The 17,894-nt window shown below is 67.2% G+C and carries 13 protein-coding genes; 4 read left to right on the top strand and 9 right to left on the bottom strand.

What is annotated here, in order from left to right:
- Positions 1-184: 184 nt before the first annotated feature.
- Positions 185-1,948 (bottom strand): acyl-CoA dehydrogenase, encoded by a 1,764-nt coding sequence (locus BR47_RS0111985; protein ID WP_036427176.1) that lies wholly within the window; start codon positions 1,946-1,948, stop codon positions 185-187.
- Between the two features lie 124 nt (positions 1,949-2,072).
- On the opposite strand from BR47_RS0111985, the gene BR47_RS0111980 reads away from it, so the two are divergent.
- The 3 genes from BR47_RS0111980 (at position 2,073) to BR47_RS0111970 (ending at position 6,462) form a co-directional block, all read left to right on the top strand.
- Positions 2,073-2,657 carry a TetR/AcrR family transcriptional regulator gene (locus tag BR47_RS0111980; RefSeq protein ID WP_029105473.1) on the top strand — a complete coding sequence of 195 codons (585 nt, stop codon included), beginning with the start codon at positions 2,073-2,075 and terminating at the stop codon, positions 2,655-2,657.
- A gap of 124 nt (positions 2,658-2,781) precedes the next feature.
- Positions 2,782-4,980 carry an adenylate/guanylate cyclase domain-containing protein gene (locus tag BR47_RS0111975; protein ID WP_081831269.1) on the top strand — a complete coding sequence of 733 codons (2,199 nt, stop codon included), beginning with the start codon at positions 2,782-2,784 and terminating at the stop codon, positions 4,978-4,980.
- Between the two features lie 3 nt (positions 4,981-4,983).
- Positions 4,984-6,462 (top strand): mechanosensitive ion channel domain-containing protein, encoded by a 1,479-nt coding sequence (locus BR47_RS0111970; protein WP_029119666.1) that lies wholly within the window; start codon positions 4,984-4,986, stop codon positions 6,460-6,462.
- 6 nt (positions 6,463-6,468) lie between these two features.
- Here BR47_RS0111970 and BR47_RS0111965 read toward each other — a convergent pair whose 3' ends face one another.
- The 3 genes from BR47_RS0111965 to BR47_RS0111955 are packed head-to-tail and all read right to left on the bottom strand — an operon-like array spanning position 6,469 to position 10,990.
- On the bottom strand, positions 6,469-7,965 hold the full coding sequence (locus BR47_RS0111965; protein ID WP_029119665.1) for a class I adenylate-forming enzyme family protein: 1,497 nt from the start codon (positions 7,963-7,965) through the stop codon (positions 6,469-6,471).
- A complete protein-coding gene (locus BR47_RS30325; RefSeq protein ID WP_036427120.1) occupies positions 7,962-9,440 on the bottom strand; it encodes a FadD3 family acyl-CoA ligase in 1,479 nt (492 codons plus the stop codon). The genes BR47_RS0111965 and BR47_RS30325 overlap by 4 nt, the downstream gene beginning before the upstream one ends.
- Complete coding sequence (locus BR47_RS0111955) at positions 9,437-10,990, bottom strand: AMP-binding protein (RefSeq protein ID WP_029119664.1); 1,554 nt, start codon at positions 10,988-10,990, stop codon at positions 9,437-9,439. The genes BR47_RS30325 and BR47_RS0111955 overlap by 4 nt, the downstream gene beginning before the upstream one ends.
- 56 nt (positions 10,991-11,046) lie before the next feature.
- On the opposite strand from BR47_RS0111955, the gene BR47_RS0111950 reads away from it, so the two are divergent.
- Complete coding sequence (locus BR47_RS0111950; RefSeq protein ID WP_029119663.1) at positions 11,047-11,811, top strand: enoyl-CoA hydratase/isomerase family protein; 765 nt, start codon at positions 11,047-11,049, stop codon at positions 11,809-11,811.
- On the opposite strand, the gene BR47_RS0111945 is transcribed toward BR47_RS0111950, so the two are convergent.
- From BR47_RS0111945 to BR47_RS0111925, 5 genes are read right to left on the bottom strand one after another with little or no spacing between them, the layout of a single operon-like run.
- On the bottom strand, positions 11,803-13,269 hold the full coding sequence (locus BR47_RS0111945) for an AMP-binding protein (protein ID WP_036427172.1): 1,467 nt from the start codon (positions 13,267-13,269) through the stop codon (positions 11,803-11,805). The two genes, BR47_RS0111950 and BR47_RS0111945, sit on opposite strands and share 9 nt — an antisense overlap.
- Positions 13,266-14,033, bottom strand: coding sequence for an SDR family NAD(P)-dependent oxidoreductase (locus BR47_RS0111940; RefSeq protein ID WP_029119661.1), 768 nt, complete (start codon positions 14,031-14,033; stop codon positions 13,266-13,268). The genes BR47_RS0111945 and BR47_RS0111940 overlap by 4 nt, the downstream gene beginning before the upstream one ends.
- Positions 14,024-15,478 carry an AMP-binding protein gene (locus tag BR47_RS0111935; RefSeq protein ID WP_029119660.1) on the bottom strand — a complete coding sequence of 485 codons (1,455 nt, stop codon included), beginning with the start codon at positions 15,476-15,478 and terminating at the stop codon, positions 14,024-14,026. The genes BR47_RS0111940 and BR47_RS0111935 overlap by 10 nt, the downstream gene beginning before the upstream one ends.
- A 7-nt stretch (positions 15,479-15,485) precedes the next feature.
- Entirely contained in the window at positions 15,486-16,217 is a 732-nt protein-coding gene (locus BR47_RS0111930) for a GntR family transcriptional regulator (protein ID WP_029119659.1), read from the bottom strand.
- On the bottom strand, positions 16,214-17,797 hold the full coding sequence (locus BR47_RS0111925) for an SMP-30/gluconolactonase/LRE family protein (protein ID WP_029119658.1): 1,584 nt from the start codon (positions 17,795-17,797) through the stop codon (positions 16,214-16,216). Before BR47_RS0111925 ends, BR47_RS0111930 begins: the two co-directional genes overlap by 4 nt.
- Positions 17,798-17,894: the final 97 nt, after the last annotated feature.

Genomic DNA, 17,894 nt, shown 5'->3' with positions numbered 1-17,894 from the left:
CATGGAAAGTTGAATATTCGAATAGTAGCCGGTGGCATTCCGAAGAGGTCGGCCAAACGGCGATACCCGCCAATGAATCCGAGTCCGAAGCAACCGCACTCGTCCGTCAGGGATCCCGGAACCAAAAACGTCGGACCCGAGGAAAACCTCGGGTCCGACGTCTACTTGCGGTTGATTCAGCGGATCAGAACCAGTCGACCTGCGCCTCGACGGTGGTGCGGTCCAGGCTCGCCAGCAGGTCCAGCTGGGTCGTCACCTTCGGCAGCTCGTAACGGAAGAAGTACTGCGCGGCAGCACGTTTCCCGTCGTAGAAGTTGCCGGTGTTGCCGCCGGCGGCAACCAGCTGCTCCAGCCAGATCCAGGCCATCACGATGTGGCCGGCGGCTTCCAGGTAAGCGGTCGAGTTGGCGAGCGTGGTCTCGGGATCGCCCGCGGCCCACAGCACCGCGGTGACCTCGGCGAGGCGGTCGGTCTGCGCCTGCAGGTCACGCGCGTAGCCGGCCGTCGCCTCCGACTGCAGTGCGGTCTGGACGGTGTCACCGATCCGGCTCTGCAGCAGCTTCAGGCCGGCGCCGCCCTGCATGACCACCTTCCGGCCGAGCAGGTCGATGCCGTGAATGCCATGCGTGCCTTCGTGAATGGCGTTGAGGCGGTTGTCGCGGTACTGCTGCTCGACGTCGTACTCGGTGGTGTAGCCGTAGCCGCCGTGAATCTGGATGCCGAGGTTGTTGGCTTCCAGGCACCACTGCGACGGCCAGCTCTTGGCGATCGGCGTGAGGACCTCGAGCATCAGCTCGGCCTCGTCACGCTCGGCCCCGGTGAAGATCTTGATCTGGTCGACCAGCCGTGCGCAGTACAGGCCGAGCGCCAAAGCGCCTTCCACGTAAGACTTCTGGGCCAGCAGCATGCGCTTGACGTCGGCGTGCTCGATGATCGCGACCTGTGCCCGCGACGGATCCTTGTCGCCGACCGGACGGCCCTGGGTGCGCACCTTGGCGTACTCCAGCGACGTCAGGTAACCGGCGTAGCCGATGGCGGTAGCCATGGAGCCGACGGCCACGCGGGCCTCGTTCATCATGTGGAACATGTAGGCCAGACCGCGGTGCTCCTCACCCACGAGGTAGCCGACGGCGCCGGGCTCGTCGGTGGGATGGTGGCTGCCGTCACCGAAGTTCAGCAGGGCGTTGGTGGTGCCGTGGTTGCCCATCTTGTGGTTGAGGCTGACGAGCGCGACGTCGTTGCGGGTGCCGTCGGTCAGGAACTTCGGCACGATGAACAGCGAGATGCCCTTCACGCCGGGGCCGCCGCCGGGGACCTTGGCCAGGACCAGGTGCACGATGTTCTCGGACAGCTCGTGGTCACCACCGGTGATCCACATCTTGGTGCCGGTGACGCGGTAGGTGCCGTCGGCCGCCTTGGTGGCCTTGGTGCTGATGTCGGCGAGCGACGAGCCGGCGTCCGGCTCGGAGAGGCACATGGTGCCGAAGTAGCGACCCTCGAGCATCGGGCGGACCCAGGTGTCGATCTGCTCTTCGGTGCCGTACTCGGTCAGCAGGTTCGCATTGCCGACGGTGAGGAACGCGTACGAGAAAGTGGCGGGGTTCGCGGCACGGAAGAACGCGGCCGACGACTGCGCAACCACGTTGGGCAGCTGCATACCGCCGACACGCTCATCGAACGAGCTGGCCATCAGGCCCGCGCCGTTGAAGTCGTCCAGCGCCTGCTTGATCTCGTCGATCAGCACGACCTTGCCGCTCTCGTCCACGAACGGCGGGTTGTGGTCGGCCTTCTTGTTGTGCGGCGCGAAGCGCTTGGTGGCGATGTCGGCGCTCAGATCGAGGACGGCATCGAAGGTGTCCCGCGAGTGCTCCGCGAAGTGCTCGTGCTTGGTGAGCTCGACGACGTCAAGCCACTCGTACAGCAAGAAGTCCAGGTCGCGCCGAGACATGAAATCAGTCACTGGGTTCTACCTTCCAATGCAGCCAGACATTAGCAGTCGCTCATTTCCTAAGCGATTGCTAATATCGCCTATCGGTCAGGCCTGTGTCAACTGTGTGTACGATCACGTGCACATGAAGACCGACCGGACGACCGACTCGGCCGCAGCCGAGCGCATCCGGCGGGCGGCCATCGAGGCGTTCGCGGAGTCCGGCTACGGCGGCACCTCGACCCGTCAGATCGCCAAACGCCTCAACATGAGCGCGACGGCCATGTACCCGCATTACCGCTCGAAAGAAGAACTGCTCTACGCCATTGCCCTGGAAGGGCACGGCAGCCTCCTGGCGACGCTGCGCGCCACCGATGATGCCGCCGCACCGAGCGCCGAACGCTTCCACACGGTCGTCGCGGCCTTCGCCACCTGGCATGCGGAAAACAGCAAGCAGGCCAGGGTCGTGCAATACGAACTCCACGGCCTGACCCCGGCTCACTACCGCACTATCGCCCCACTGCGGCACCAGGTCACCGCCGTCATCGCCAACATCATCGAAACCGGCATGGCGACAGGCGAATTCCATGTCGACAACCTCGACGACGTGGTGATGGCGATCTCGTCGCTGTGCGTCGACGTGTGCCGGTGGTTCCCCTCGCGCACGCACCGCGACCCCCACAAACTGGGCGAGATCTACGCCCAGGTCGCCGCCCGTCTGGTGCGCTGACCGCACTCTGCGGAGTTCCGCCGGAAGCGCCGTCGCGCCCCCGATTTTTCGGGTTCTACCTGCCATAACCAGCCAGTGACCGGCGGCCGTCGTGATGTACTTGCTGCCGACGACAGGAGGCCCGATGGTCAACCCTCCACCGGAGGACCGCGAAGAGGTCGCGACGGCGGCCGACGACAGCCCGTCCACCACGGGCGACGCGCCAACGACCGAGGTCCGGTTGCGCCGCGTGCGCGGCAGATTCAGCATCCAGTCGAAGCTCATCACGATGTTGTTGGCCGCGAGCATCGTCTCGGCCGCCATCGTGGGTTTCATCGGATATCAGACCGGGCAGGCCTCGTTGCGCAACGCCGCCTTCGACCGGTTGACGCAGGTCCGTGAGACGCAGGCCCGGCAGTTCGCCGTCCAGGTCACCAATCTGAAGAACGCGCTGCTCATCTACACCAGCGGGCCCGCGATGGCCGAAGCCGTGCAGGCCTTCAGCACCGGATTCAACGAATTGGCCAATGCCACAATCGATCCCGCTGAGCAGAACGCAATCGTCGATTACTACAACCAGGAACTGATCAACCCGGTCGAACGCGCGACGGGCGCCAAGTTGAACCTGAACGTGCTGTTGCCGTCGTCCAACGCGGCCAAGTACCTGCAGGCCCGGTACACCGTCGCCGCGGCTCGGCCGAACGGCCCGCCGCCGCCGCCCGATCCCACCGCCTGGGGCGCCGCCGCCAACCGCTACAACCTGTTCTTCCAAGAGGTCGTGCGGTTGTTCGGCTACGGCGACGCCCTGTTGATCGATGCCGCCGGCAATGTCGTCTACTCAGCCAAGAAGCACGCGGACCTCGGTACGAACGTCCTGTCCGGCCCGTACCAACAGGGCAACCTGCACGACGCCTACGCCAAGGCGATGGGCGCCGACCGCGTCGGGTACGTCGCCATCACCGACTACCAGACCTATCACCCGGCCGCCGACCACCCCATCGCCTGGATGGCAGCGCCGGTCGTTTCGGGCGGGCGCACCGTGGGAGTGGTGGCACTGCAGTTCCCGATCTCCGGGCTGAATGACCTGATGACCTTCAACGGCAAGTGGCAGGCGAACGGTCTGGGCGCCACTGGCGAAACCTATCTCGCCGGGACCGACGACCTCATGCGGTCGAATTCGCGCGTCTTCGAGGAGAATCGGCAGACCTATCAACGCGACGTCGTCGCGGCCGGGACACCGGCCGAGCTGGCGGAGCGGGCCGTCCGGCTCGGCGGTACCACGCTGATACAGCCCGTCGGTGGAGCCGCCACCCGCTTGGCGCAGCGCGGCCAGTCGGGGGTCCTCATCGCCACCGACTACCTCGGCCAGGAGACGCTGCAGTCATATGCGCCCGTGACCGTCGGTCCCGACGTCAATTGGTCGATCGTCGCGAAGATCAACACCGCGGAAGCCTTTGCGCCCGAACGTGTCTTCACCCGGACCATGGGCGTGGCCGTGACCGCGATCGTCATCCTGGACTGCCTGGCCGCCATGGCGCTCGCGCAACTGTTCGTACGGCCCATCCGACGGCTCGAGGCCGGTGCCCAGAAAGTCAGCCGGGGCGACTACGACGCGATGATCCCGGTGCGGACGCGCGACGAATTCGGGGATCTGACCAAGACATTCAACGACATGAGCCGGCTGCTCGGCATCAAGGACGACCTGCTGCGCCGCGAACGCCGGGAGAACGCCCAGCTGCTGCGCTCGCTGATGCCCGAATCGGTCATCGAGCGGTACCGCAACGGCGAGGAGACCATCAGCGAGAACCACCAGGACGTCGCGGTGCTCTTCGCCGACATCGACGGCCTCGACGCGCTCTCCAGTGCGCTGCCGGCCGACGAATTCCTCACCGTGGTCAACGAATTGGTCCGCCAGTTCGACGACGCCGCCGAACGCAGCGGGGTCGAGCCGGTGCGCATCCTGCGCAACGGCTACACGGCGAGCTGCGGTTTGAACGTGCCCCGGCTGGACAACGTCGAGCGCATCGTCAACTTCGCGATCGAGTTGCAGCGCATCGTGGCCCGCCTCAACGACGAGGACAATCTGCAGCTCGGTTTCCGGGCCGGCATCGACACCGGCACCGTCACCAGTGGCCTGGTGGGCGGCGCCACCATGATGTACGACATGTGGGGCAGCGCAGTCGATTTGGCCTATCAGATTCAGGCCGGCGGCGCCGAGCCCGGGATCTACATCACCGGGCGGGTGTACGACGCCGTGCACGACACCCACCGGTTCACACCGGCCGGGCAGCACACGGTCGACGACGTCGAAGAGCCCATCTGGCGACTGGCCGGGCGGCGGTAACCCGTGTACTCCTCCGGTTCGTCATGGTTCCTGTGGGTCGCAGCCATCGCCATCGGGCTACCTGTCGGCCTGATCATCCTGACCGAGTGGCGCCGCTCCCTGATCCGCCGGCGCAGCCCGCTAGCCGCGCCCGTCGGGCTCCTGCGCACGTATCTGCTGCCGGTGATCGCCGTGCTGCTGTTGATGCTCAAGGTCGCCGTCGTCCCCGCCCGCGACGTTCCCATCCGGATCGTGGCGACCGTCCTGGTGTTCCTGGTGCTGCTGCTGGTGCTGTCCGGCTTGAGCAACACGATGTTCGCGAACGCCCCGGAAACCTCGTGGCGCAGCCGCATCCCCCGCATCTTCCTCGACGTGGCCCGGATGGTGCTCATCATCCTGGGCTTGGCGGTGATCTCCCGCTATATCTGGGGCAGCAACGTCAAGGGCGTCTTCACCGCGGTCGGCGTCAGCTCGGTGGTCCTCGGCCTCATGCTGCAGCACTCCGTCGGGCAGATCGTGTCCGGGTTGTTCATGTTGTTCGAGCAGCCGTTCCGGATGGGCGACTGGCTGGACACCGCCGCGGCGCGTGGCCGCGTCGTCGAAGTCAACTGGCGCGCCGTGCACATCGAGTCCAGCACCGGCGTGCAGATCACCCCCAACTCGGTGCTGGCCGGCACGTCGTTCACCAACCTGAGCCGGCTGGCCACCTCGCACACGACCGTCACCACCACGTTCGCCGCCACTGACCCGCCCGATCAGGTGTGCGCGATGCTCACCCGGATTGCGGCCGCCCTGCCCAACCGCGGCGACGACGTCGAGCCCAGCACGGTGCCCATCGGCGATCACAAGTACCGCACCACCATCGGTCTCAAATCGCCCGGGGACGACGACGCCGTGCAGGCCACCTTCCTGCGCTGGGCCTGGTACGCGGCCCGGCGCGACAAGCTGCACCTCGACGGTGTGGCCGACGACTACTCCACCCCCAAACGTGTCGACGAAGCGCTCGAGGAGGCGGCGGCGGCCGCACTCCGGCTGAACAAGGCCGACCAGCAGGCTCTCGCCCCGTACGCACGCCTGATCCGGTACGGCACCGGCGAGCTCATCCAGGCGCCCGGCGAGGTCCCGAAAACCATCAACGTGGTGGTGTCAGGCCGGGTCCGGTTGACCGTGCCGACGGCCGATGGTTCGGTCGCCGGCGTGCGCAGCCTCGACAAGGGGGCGCTCATCGGCGTCGCCGCGTTCACCCACCAGGCCAACCTCGCCTACGTGCACGCCCTCGACGAAGTCACCCTGCTGCAGATCGAGCACGACGAAATCCAGCGCCTGCTCACCGACCGGCCCCAACTGTCCCGGGAGTTCGGCCGCCTCATCGACGAACGGCGGAGCGAGGCCAGGGCAACCATCAGATCCGCGGGGAAAGCGGACCGCGCCAAGGTGATTCGTGATGCCGGGGCCGCACAACTCGGCACTGCCGGTGGAGCCAAGGGGTTGGATTCCCCTTAGCCCCCGTCACGCGGTGCCGGCGGCGACGCTCAATTCACCGGCCAGCTCGCGCCGCAGCACCTTGCCCGTCGGCGAGGTCGGCAACTGGTCGCGGAACACCACGCGGTCGGGGGTTCGGGAGCCACGCAGGGCCGCCCGTACGTACTCGCGTAGTTCCTCGGGGTCGGGTGAGGTGTCCGCTTCCGGGACGACGACCGCGACCATGATCTGCCCCCATTCGGGGTCCGGCACACCGACCACCGCGACGTCGCACACGTGGGGATGTTCGACGAGGACGTCCTCCAGCTCGGCGGGCGCGATGTTCTCTCCCCCGCGGATGATGGTGTCGTCGGACCGGCCGTTGATGAACAGGAAGCCCTCGGCGTCCAGCCAGGCGAGGTCGCGCGTCGGGAACCAACCGTTCTCGTCGAGCACCGACCCGATGCCGGTGTACTTGCCCGACACCTGCTCACCCCGGATGAACAGCTCACCGATCTCGCCGTGGCCCAACGGCTTACCGTCTTCGGCGCGGATCTCCACCTCGATACCCGGCACCGGCCTGCCGACCGAACCCAAGCGCCGCTTGACGTCCGGGTCCGGTGATTCGTGGGCGTTGCGGTGGTCCTCGGGGGTCAGGACGGCGATGGTCGAACTCGTCTCGGTCAGCCCGTAGGCGTTGACGAATCCGACGTCGGGCAACAGGTCGAGCGCTCGCCGGACCAGTGGCAGTGGCACCTTCGACCCGCCGTAGGCCAGGTTGCGCAGGGAACTCGGGGCCGGCGCGCCGCGCACGAGTTCGGCGACGATGCGGTCCAGCATCGTGGGTACCACGGTGCCCGACGTGACGCTTTCCGCGTTCGCCAGGCGCAGCCATTCGGCGGCCTCGAATTTGGTCAGGTACACCATCTTTCGGCCCGCGTACAGGTTCGACAGCGCCGCGCTCACGCCGGCGATGTGATACGGCGGCACGCAGATCAGCGCGGCATCCTGCGCGTCTGCAGAATCGAATTCCACAGTCCCGGTGATGTAACTCGTCAGGTTGTGATGGGAGAGCTCGACGGCCTTCGGCTTGTTGGTCGTGCCGGAGGTGAACAGCACGATGGCGACGTCGTCCGGGTCCGCGAATTCGGCTGCGGGGTCCGCGGTGGTCGCCGCGTCGACGAAGGCCTTCGATTCCATTGCGCGACCGAAGGTCTCGGCGACATCGGCGAATTCCTCGTCATAGATCACCAGCGGATCGGGCAGGCGTGCGATGAGTTCGCGCAACGCGCCCGGGCTGAGCCGGTAGTTCAGCGGCGTCAGCGGACGGTTCGCCCGCGCCGCGGCGAAGATGAGCAGGGGCAGCATGGCGCCGCCGGTCCCGATGTACGCGACGCTGCCGGCGCCGGACTCGGCGACCACGCCACCACCGCCGTCGGCGAGGCGGTTCAATTCAGCTGTGGTCCAGCGGGTTTCGCCGGAGACGACGGCGGCACGGTCCGAATTGGCCGATGCCGCCATGTCGAGCAGGATCGCGAGACTCAATGAACACTCCTTGTCGTACGACGCGCCAACAGCGGCCCGGCCCGCGCAACCAGGGCATCCTTCGTGACCTTCCCGGTGGCGTTCTGCGGCAGCTCGGCGACGAACTCGACGAACCGCGGCGCTTTGAACCCCGCCATCCGCTGCCGGCTCCACGTCACCAACTGCTGCTCGGTGACCGGCGACGCCGGGACCACGAAGGCCATACCGACCTGCCCCAGTCGGTCGTCGGGAACGCCGATGACCGCGACCTGATCCACCGCCGGATGCTCGAGCAGATAGCCCTCGATCTCCGCCGGATACGCATTGAAGCCGCCGACGATGAACATGTCCTTCTTGCGGCCGACGATGCGCAACCGGCCACCGTCGTCGAACGATCCGAGATCGCCGGTGTGCAACCAACCATCGGCGTCGATGGCCTCCGCAGTGGCGATCGGATCGTCAAAGTAGCCGGCCATCACGGTATAGCCGCGAACCAGGACCTCCCCGTCATCAGCGATCCGCACCTCGACGCCGTCCGACGGTCGGCCCACCGTGGTGGCGATGTCTTCGAACGAATCGCCCGGCCGTGACATCGTGGCCGTGCCGCATTCGGTCAGGCCGTACCCGGTGGCGAGCGCCTCGAACGGCAACTCGTGCAGCACGCGGCGCACCAACTCCACCGGGATGTCGGCGGCTCCCGTGACGCCGGCCCGCAATGTCGCGAGCCTGGACTTGTCGGGTACGGCGAGCAGTGAGTGATACAGCGTCGGCGGTCCGGGCAGTACCGTGACGCGTTCCCGCTCAACGAGTTCCACCACAGTATCGACATTGAATACGGCCATGGGCAGCATCGTCGCGCCGCGGATCATCGCCGCGATGATGCCCGCTTTGTAGCCGAAGGTATGGAAGAACGGATTGATGATCAGGTACCGATCACCGGCGCGGAGACCGACCCGGTCACACCATTCGGCGTACTGGCGCAACGTCTGCCGGTGGTTCATCATCACGCCCTTGGGACGGCCGGTGGTGCCCGACGTGTAGATGATGTCGGCGATGTCATCGCCGTCGATGTCGCGGCACTCGAATGGCTCGGCGTCGTCGAGAAATCCCAACTTCAGGTCGATGGCCGGGACACCCGCGGGCACCGCGAAATCCTGTCCGAGGAAACCCTTCTCGACCAGTACTGCCTTGGCGCCACTGCGCGTGATGATATCGGCGGCTTCTTCGGTCTTGAACCGGGTGTTGACCGGGACCACTATCCCGCCCGCGGTCACCACGCCGAGCGCGGCGATCACCCAGTGAGCGGAGTTCGGCGCCCATATGGCCACGCGGTCACCTTTGTCGACACCCAGCGTATGGAAGGCCCCGGCCGCTCGCCGGATGCGCTGCGCCAGTTCGGTGTACGACAGCCGCAATGGCCCGTCGACCAGAGCCTCGGCGTCGCCGAATCTGTCGGCGGCGCTGAGCGCCATGTCCGGAATCGTGTGCCACGTCATGACCGAAGTCCTTGGCGCACCAGGAATTTCTGCACTTTGCCGCTGGCGGTCCGCGGATAGTCCGCCACCTCGCGCACTTCTTCCGGCCACTTCTGGCGTGCCACGCCAGCGGCCGCGAAGTGTTCGCGCACCTGCTGCAACGTGGGCAGGACGTGGCCGGGCCGCACCCGCACCACGGCGGCCACGCGCTCCCCCAACCGGACGTCGGGCGCGGCCACGACCACTGCATCGGCGATGCCCGTCATGCCCAGCAGCACCTCTTCGACCTCCACGGCGCTGACGTTCTCGCCACCGCGGATGATCACATCGGATTTACGGTCGGTGATGGTGAGATATCCGTCGTCGTCGAGGAATCCGATGTCACCGGTGCGGTACCAGCCCTCATCGTCGAACGCCTTCGCGGTGAGCGTGTCGTCGGTGTAGCCAAGGCACAGATCAGGGCCGCGGCTGAAAATCTCGCCGTCCTCATTGAGCCGAATCTCCACGCCGGGCCGGGGATCGCCATCGGTGAAGAGGCGCTTGTCCTCGGGTGCACTCGGATGAGTACCGGTGATCGACGGGTGTTCGGTGCTCCCATAGGCGCGGTAGACGAAGACGCCGAGATCCGAGAGCCGGCGCGTCACGGCCGCCGGCACCGACGACCCGCCCAGGCCAACGGTTTTCAGCAGCGAACGGTGTTCGTCGGTGCAGTCGGGATGGTCGAGCAGACTGGTCACGAAGTACGGCGGCCCGCCGCCGACCGAAAGCCCATCGCGCTTCATCAACGCCAGCACTTGGCCCGCGTCCCAGTTGTCGCAGAGGTTGATGGGCCGTCCCTCCAGCACCGGAATGAGGAACGCCCCGACCATGCCGATGAAATGGCCGACGGGAGCGACGGTCAACTCCTTGCCGCGCTTGGTGGGGTACCCGGCGTTGAGCTGGCGCGTCTCACAGACCAGCGACTGGTGGCTGTGCACGACGCCTTTCGGATTGCTCGTCGTGCCGGAGGTGTACGCGATGAGCGCCGGTGCCGAGGGCTCAACCGCCAACGTCCCTGCCATCGGTTCGTCGGCGAGCAGGTCGTCGAAGTCCCGGCCCACCACCGCGACGATCGGCACGTCGGCGCACAGGTCGGCGTGGTACGCGGGGCGGCCGGCATTGTCGGCCGTGATGAAGACGCGCGGCGCGGCATCGGCCAGGATGTGGGCCAATTCCTTGCGCCCGTAGAAGTGCACGATCGGCACGACGACCGCGCCCAGGAATGCCGACGCCCAGAACACCGCGGCGGCTTCCATCCAGTTCGGCAGTTGGAAAGCGACGACGTCGCCGGGGCCCACGCCGCGGGCCCGCAGGCCTGCCGCGAGCCGGCGGGCCACCCGCTCGGCCTCGGCGTAGGTACCCGACCAGCCCCGGACAGCCGAGTGGATCCGGAAGTCGGCGTCTGGCGCGGACCGCAGACCGGCGGCCAGCAGGTCGCCGACGGTCTCGCTGGTCCACCAGCCGTTGTCTCGGTAGCGGGCGGCGAGACCGGCCGGCACTGTGCGGTTTACGGGGCTGCGGAGACCAGTCATGACGCTGGTGATGTTATTCTCCAAAAGAGAGAATGCCAATATCAGTTAGGTGGCACATGCAGGGCGAGCGAAGCGACAGTGCCGTGAACGTGGAGTTCGACGGCGGGTTGGCGGTGCTGACCATCGACCGGCCGCACGCCCGCAACGCCATTTCACTGGACACGATGGACCAGCTGAATGCCGCGCTGGACACCGTCGCCGAGGCCCGGGTGCTGGTGGTCAAGGGCGCCGGTGAGCGCGCCTTCGTCTCGGGCGGTGACCTCAAAGAGCTGGCCGCCATCACGACGCACGACGGCGCCGCCGAGATGGCGTGGCGGATGCGCGCGATCTGCGACCGGCTGGTGAATTTTCCCGGCCCGGTGATCGCTGCCCTCAACGGTCATGCGCTCGGCGGGGGTGCGGAGTTCGCCACCGCTGCCGACATCCGGCTGGCGGCCGACGACATCAAGATCGGCTTCAACCAGGTGACATTGCAGATCATGCCGGCGTGGGGCGGCGCCGAACGGCTCGCCGCCCTGGTGGGCACCGGCCGGGCGCTGCTGCTCGCGGGCACCGGCGAAATCCTGACGGCCGGCGATGCCGAGCGAATCGGCTTGGTGGACAGGGTCTTCGAACGGTCACGCTTCGAAGACGGCTGGCGCCAGGTGGCCCAGGCACTGACAGCTGCGCCCGTGCGCGACATCAAGCGCGTCGTCCGCGGACTGCCGCCTGCCGACGCTGTCGACGCCTTCGCTCGGCACTGGGTCGCCGACGAGCACTGGGCGGCCGTCGACAACCGCACCAAACCGGTGCAGAGTCTTGACGCCGGACGCTCAGTCTGACGCGCCACCGGCTGTCAGCCGCGTCCGTAGTTCACGTTTGAGCACCTTGCCGTAGCTGTTCTTGGGCATCTCGTCGAGGTACACGTAGCGCTTCGGCCGCTTGAAGCGCGCGATGCGGTCGAGCAGGTGGGCATCCAGCTCGTCGGCCGGTGCGGCGCCGACGATGAACGCGACGACGATCTCACCCCACTCGGCATCGGGCGCACCGACCACCGCGGCCTCGGCGACATCGGGGTGCTCCAGCAGCACTTCCTCGACCTCCCGCGGATAGATGTTGCTGCCGCCACTGATCACGACGTCCTTCGACCGGTCGCGCAGCGTCAGGTACCCGCGATCGTCGAACGAACCCATGTCCCCGGTGTACAGCCAGCCACCCCGCAACGCGTCGGCGGTGGCCGCGGGGTTGTGCCAGTAGCCGGCCATGACAACGTCACCGCGACAGACGATTTCACCGATCTCACCGATACCGGCGCGGCTGCCGTCCGGCCGCAGCACAGCCACCTCGACACCGGAACGGGCGTAACCGACCGAGCCGAGGACCGCGTCGTCACCGGATTCGTGGTCGGTGCGGCGAAGCCCGGTGATCGTCATCGGCGCCTCCCCCTGCCCGTACAACTGCGCGAACACCGGGCCGAACGCGGCCGTCGCCTTCTTCAGACCGTCGAGGTACATCGGGCCGCCCCCGTAGATGACGGTCCGCAGATTGCGCGGCTGGGCGCGGCCGGTGCCGACGAGACGTGCCACCATGGTCGGAGCGAGAAACGCACTGCTGCCGGGGTGGTGGTCGCAGAGGTCGAGGAACTCGTCCGGGTCGAACGCGCCGGACTCGGGGATGACCTGGCGCGCGCCGCGCAGCACGTAGGGCGGTATGTACAGCCCGGATCCGTGCGACATCGGGGCCCCGTGCAGCAGGCTGCAGTTCTCGTCGGGGTCGTCGAGGTCGGCCAGGTGGGCGAGCGTCATGGCCATCAGGTTGCGATGCGACAGCATCGCGCCTTTCGAGCGTCCTGTCGTGCCGCTGGTGTAGAACAGCCAGGCCAGTGCTGCCGGGTCGGTGTCCGGTGGCGCGCTGGGCGGTGCGGCCAGGCGGCGCGAATAGCCCTCGGCACCAATGACTTCCGATGGCCACTCGAGGCGGGCCGCAATGGCCGGCGACGCGAAGACCAGCGATGCGCCGCTGTCGTCGAGGATTTGCGCCATCTCGCGCGCGTGCAGTTTGTAGTTGATGGGGACCGCCACACACTGCGCGGCCCAAATCGCGAACAGCAGCTCGACGATCTCGGGACGGTTCTCGCTGGCGATCGCGATCCGCGCACCGGGCGGGCCGAGACCGGCGGCCAGGCGTAACGCACGCTCCCGCAGCTCCTTCCAGGTGTACAGCTGCGACTGTCCGCGATACACCGCGCCGCGGTCACCGAATCGGGTGGCAGCAGAATCCAGCAGCGCGAACATGTTCACCGCGCGACCCACTCCGAGTCCAGTGCACGGTCCGACAGGTACTTGGTGGCGCTCCACCCGCCGTCGACGACGATGGTCTGGCCGTTGATGAAACTGCCTGCCTCCGAACAGAGAAAGGCCACAGTGCCGGCGATGTCCTCGACCCGGCCGAGCCGCTGGTGCGGCGTCATCTCGACATTGATCTTGCGGAACCGGTCGTCTTCCAGCCGGTGGGCGACCATCGGCGTCACCGTCACCCCCGGCGCCACCGCGTTGCACCGGATGCCCTGCGCGCCGTACTGGCATGCGATGTGTGTGGTCAGCGCGGTCAGCCCGCCCTTGGCCGCCGAGTACGCACCGCCGCGCAACCCGCCGACAACCGCGAAGGTCGATGTGACGTTGATGATCGCCGATCCGGGAGCCAGGTGCGGGATGACCTCACGGGCCAGGCGGAAGGGCGCGCGCAGCATCAGGCCGAGCGCATAGTCCAGCGCATCATCGTCGGTCTCGTGTAACGGTTTCGGGCTGCCGACGCCGGCGTTGTTCACCAGGAAGTCGATGCGTCCCCATCGGTTCAGTGCGGCCTCGACGATGCGGGACGGCGCGTCGTTGTCGGTGAGGTTCACCGCGACGGTGGCGATGCGCTCCGGGTCGGCCCGCTGCAGGTCCGCCAGGCGGTCCTCGTCCCGGCCGGTGCCGAGGACGGCGATGCCGGCCGCAGCGAGCGTTGTCGCGCACCCGAATCCGATCCCGCTGCTGGCGCCTGTGACTATCGCTACCTGCATGTCAGCCTCGCTCTGATCTGGTGCTTGAGTACCTTGCCCGCATCGTTCTTCGGCAACGTCTCCCACGTCTCGACCTGCTCAGGGATCTTGAATCGGGCAATCCCCTTGGCCGTGAGGAACGTTCGCAGATCGGCGATCCCCGGGCCCGAACCGGCGGCCGGCACGATCACCGCGCACGCGCGCTCCCCCGTCCGCTCGTCCGGCAACCCGACGACGGCGACCTCCGCGATGCCCGGGTGGCCGACCAGGATGTCCTCGACTTCCTTGGGCGCGATGTTCTCCCCGTTGCGGACGATGATGTCTTTCGCCCGACCCGTCACCACCAGGCAGTCACTGTCCCACCGGCCGAGGTCGCCGGTCCGGAAATACCCTTCGGCATCACGGAATTCATCCTCGGCGTGCCGATAACCGAGAAGCATCTGGGGACCCCGCACCCGGATTTCGCCGTCGACGAGTCTGATGTCGGCGATCCCGGCACGGCCGTCGGTGTCCGCGGCGGCATCGGGATCATCCAGCGCGCCGACGGTGGTGACCGGAACCTCGGTGGACCCGTAGACGCGGCTGACTTTGGCGCGCGCGAAATACGCAGTGGCTCTGCGGATCAACGACGGCGGTACCGAGGCGCCGCCGCAGATGAAGACCTTCAGATCGGGCAGCCGGGTGCCGGCGCGCTCGGCCGCCGCCAGAATCTGTTCGAGGAACGGTGTCGCGCCGGCGATGTGCGTGCAGCGCTGCGCGGTCATCAGCGCGACTGCCGCGTCGGCGTCCCAACGTTCCATGAGCACCGCGGTGGTGCCCAGCAACAACGGGCATTCGAACGCGTAGATGGAGCCGCCGATGTGGGCGACCGGCGAGGGGACCAGGAACGCGTCACCGGGCTCGATGAGCCAGTGGTCACGGAGTTGCCCGATCAGTGCGCCGATCGAATCGTGGCTGTGCAGCACGCCTTTGGCTCGCCCGCTGGTGCCCGAGGTATAGAGCAGCAGCGCAGGGTCCTCGGGCACGACCGCCGGGAACTCCCGTGGTGCCCCCGCCGGCAGTGCACCGTCGCCCACCACGACGATCTCCGGTGGCGCATCCATGTCCGCCGTCACTCGCGAGAGCATCGCGATATAGTCGTGGCCGCGAAACTCTTTGGGGATGAAGATCATCCGGCAGTTCGCATCGGCGAGGATGAATGCCAGCTCACGGTCGCGCAGCGACGGCAGGATCGGGTTCACCACCATCCCGGCCAGCAGCGCGCCGAGGTAGACGACGGCAGCCTCCGACCAATTCGGCAGCATGAACGACACCACACTGCCGCGCGGCAGGCGTTCGGCAAGGTAAGCGGCAAGCCCGAGGGCCTCGTCGTGCAACGCCGTGCCGGCGACGCGGTGCGCGCCGTCGACCAGGACGGTCCGGTTGTCGTCCGCGAGTGTGCGGAGACCATCGATGATCGTGCGCATCACCGCCTCAGCTCTTGACCCGCCGCATCGTCATCGAATGCCGGTACCGCGCCGCGGGATGCGTGTTGACGGTGACCTGGGCGACGTCGCCGTCCGACGTCCGGTAGGTACGCCGCATCTGCAGCGCCGCGGTCCCGGCCTCCACCTTGAGCTGCGCCGCCGGCTCCGGCGTCACGACCACCGCCGAAATCTCCTGGTGCACTTCGGCGATACTCACCCCGAACAGATCCTCGATCAGCGGGAAGATCGGTCCCGAGTGCCGGTGCAGTAACCGGCCCACGGCCGCGAACTCCCGGTTGATGTAGTACTCGGTCCGGCAGATGGGCGCATCATCACCACGGCGAAAGCCGTCCACCGCCAACCACTGGGAACCGGCGACCAGCCCGGTCCTGTTCTCGAGGCCGGGGTCGATGGTGACCATGGTGGTGGACACGATCTCGAACTGGGCGCCTTCGGCGAAGGCCAGCAGATCGTCGATCGACATCACGTCCTGTGCGTAGGTGTTCGCCACCGACCTGGGCACCACCAACGTTCCGGCGCGTGGCTTCGACTCGACCAGGTTGTCATCGCGGAGTCGTCGCAGTGCTTCCCGAACGGTGTAGCGGGACACCGCGAATCGCTCACAGAGTTCGTGTTCGGTCGGCAGCTGCGAGCCCACGGGATAGATCCCGTCGACGATCTCCTTCCGCAGGGTGCGGGCCACCTGCAGATAGCGGTGTTCGGTGGTGGCGGCGGTCATGAGAGCTCCCGAGACAGGGCCAGCACACTGCCATCGCCGTCTGCCGAAACGTAGAGCGTGCCGTCGGGCCCGACGGCGATGCCCGCGAACGGGCCCTGGGGCCCGGAGAACGGTGGCAACCCCTTGAGCGGTTTCGGCACGACACCGGGTGGCGCACCGATGGGCAAGTTCGTGGCAATGGTGTTGCACGACAGGTCGTTCAGGTCGATCACGACCACCTCCTTGGCGCCCGCGTCGACGAGGTACAGGAGACCTCCGGCGACAGCGATGCCCTGCGGAGCACTGAGTCCGTCGGCCACGACGTCGAGGGACGAGCCGCCCAGCTTCAGCACCCGGCCCGCCGCGGACTCCGCGACCAGCACGCCGCCGTCGGGCGCGAACGCCACACCCACCGGGTCGAGCAGCCCGGTAGCCAGCACCTCCACCGAGCCGTTGCGCAGCGCCAGCACCCGGCCGGTGCCGAGTTCGGCGACGACGACGGTGGCGCCATCGACCGCAACGCCGTAGAGCTGGTCGAAACCCTCTGCCAGGACCTCGGTTTCGGCGCGGTCGGGCGCATACCTGCTGACCTGACCGCCAGAGGTCGTGACCACGAACTCCCCTGCGCCACACGGTGCCAGGCCCCTCATGAACCCGGGATAGCCCGGCGAGAACAGCATCCCCACCGTGTTCAACGTGCCATCGGCGCCGACGGCATAGAAGTACGTGCCATCGGCGACATACAGCTGCCCGTCGGCGGCTACCGCGAGGTCCAGCGGCCAGTTCAACCCACCCGGCAGTAGAGCCCGAGTCGAGCCGTCAGCAAGGATCTCGGTGATCTCACCGGTGAAATTCGATGCGAACAAACGCCTTCCGACGAACGTCAGGTTGTCCAGGCCCGGCGACAACTGCGCCAGCACCTGCTGCTCACCGCTGCGCGGATCGATGCGGAGTACCTGGCCGGTCGCCACCTGAGTGGAGACGAGGAAGCCGTCTGCGTCGAACTTGACGGCGTCGGGCACCCCGAGGCTCGCCGCAACCCGCTGCGGCTCACCACCATCCGGGTCGATCCGCCAGATCTCATTGGCGCTCAGCAGCGGGAAGTACAGCATGCCGTCGGGACCGACTTCCATCGCGTTCGGTGACGGCAGGTCGTCCAGCAGGATTCGCGACACTCCCCCGGCGCGGTCGAGTTCCAGCAGCCGTCCGCCGTCACGGCATTCGTTGACGAACAAACGATCCTGATGCACGGTGATGCCGTTGGCACTGGGCAGGTCGTCCCGCAGCACGCGGGTCCGGCCGGCCGGTTCGAGCACGCTCACACGACCGTCCATCACCTCGGTGGCGTACAGGTTCCCGGCCCCGTCGAACGCGACGTCGTCGGGCGCGATGATGTCGCCACCTTTGGCGGCCACCGTCTCCAGCGCTCCGGTAACCGGATCGAGCGCGCTGATCTGGCTGCCTGTCACCTGCGCGACATAGATGCGCCCGTCCGGACCGGTGCGTAGTCCGTTCGCGCCGAACAGCCGACTCGACGCGGTCACCCGCTCCAGACGCCAGCCCTGCGCAACGCTCGGTTCGGTCGCGATGTAGCGGCTCATGCCGGGCGACGGTATCAAGCGACAGTAGTCCAGACAATAGGGCGATTGGTTCCCGCCGAACCTCTTGACTAGCCAATTCTCGCTGCGGAATAGTGTT

Source organism: Mycobacterium sp. UNC410CL29Cvi84 (genome assembly GCF_000686745.1).
Taxonomy (GTDB): Bacteria; Actinomycetota; Actinomycetes; order Mycobacteriales; family Mycobacteriaceae; genus Mycobacterium; species Mycobacterium mucogenicum_B.
Note: the sequence above shows the minus strand (reverse complement) of the source record. Positions and strands in the feature narration are given on the sequence as shown.

Coding starts and splice junctions, on each gene's coding strand:
- BR47_RS0111985 (WP_036427176.1), bottom strand. CDS start 1,948: ATGTCTCGGCGCGACCTGGACTTCTTGCTGTACGAGTGGCTTGACGTC.
- BR47_RS0111980 (WP_029105473.1), top strand. CDS start 2,073: ATGAAGACCGACCGGACGACCGACTCGGCCGCAGCCGAGCGCATCCGG.
- BR47_RS0111975 (WP_081831269.1), top strand. CDS start 2,782: ATGGTCAACCCTCCACCGGAGGACCGCGAAGAGGTCGCGACGGCGGCC.
- BR47_RS30325 (WP_036427120.1), bottom strand. CDS start 9,440: ATGACGTGGCACACGATTCCGGACATGGCGCTCAGCGCCGCCGACAGA.
- BR47_RS0111955 (WP_029119664.1), bottom strand. CDS start 10,990: ATGACTGGTCTCCGCAGCCCCGTAAACCGCACAGTGCCGGCCGGTCTC.
- BR47_RS0111950 (WP_029119663.1), top strand. CDS start 11,047: ATGCAGGGCGAGCGAAGCGACAGTGCCGTGAACGTGGAGTTCGACGGC.
- BR47_RS0111940 (WP_029119661.1), bottom strand. CDS start 14,033: ATGCAGGTAGCGATAGTCACAGGCGCCAGCAGCGGGATCGGATTCGGG.
- BR47_RS0111935 (WP_029119660.1), bottom strand. CDS start 15,478: ATGCGCACGATCATCGATGGTCTCCGCACACTCGCGGACGACAACCGG.
- BR47_RS0111930 (WP_029119659.1), bottom strand. CDS start 16,217: ATGACCGCCGCCACCACCGAACACCGCTATCTGCAGGTGGCCCGCACC.
- BR47_RS0111925 (WP_029119658.1), bottom strand. CDS start 17,797: ATGAGCCGCTACATCGCGACCGAACCGAGCGTTGCGCAGGGCTGGCGT.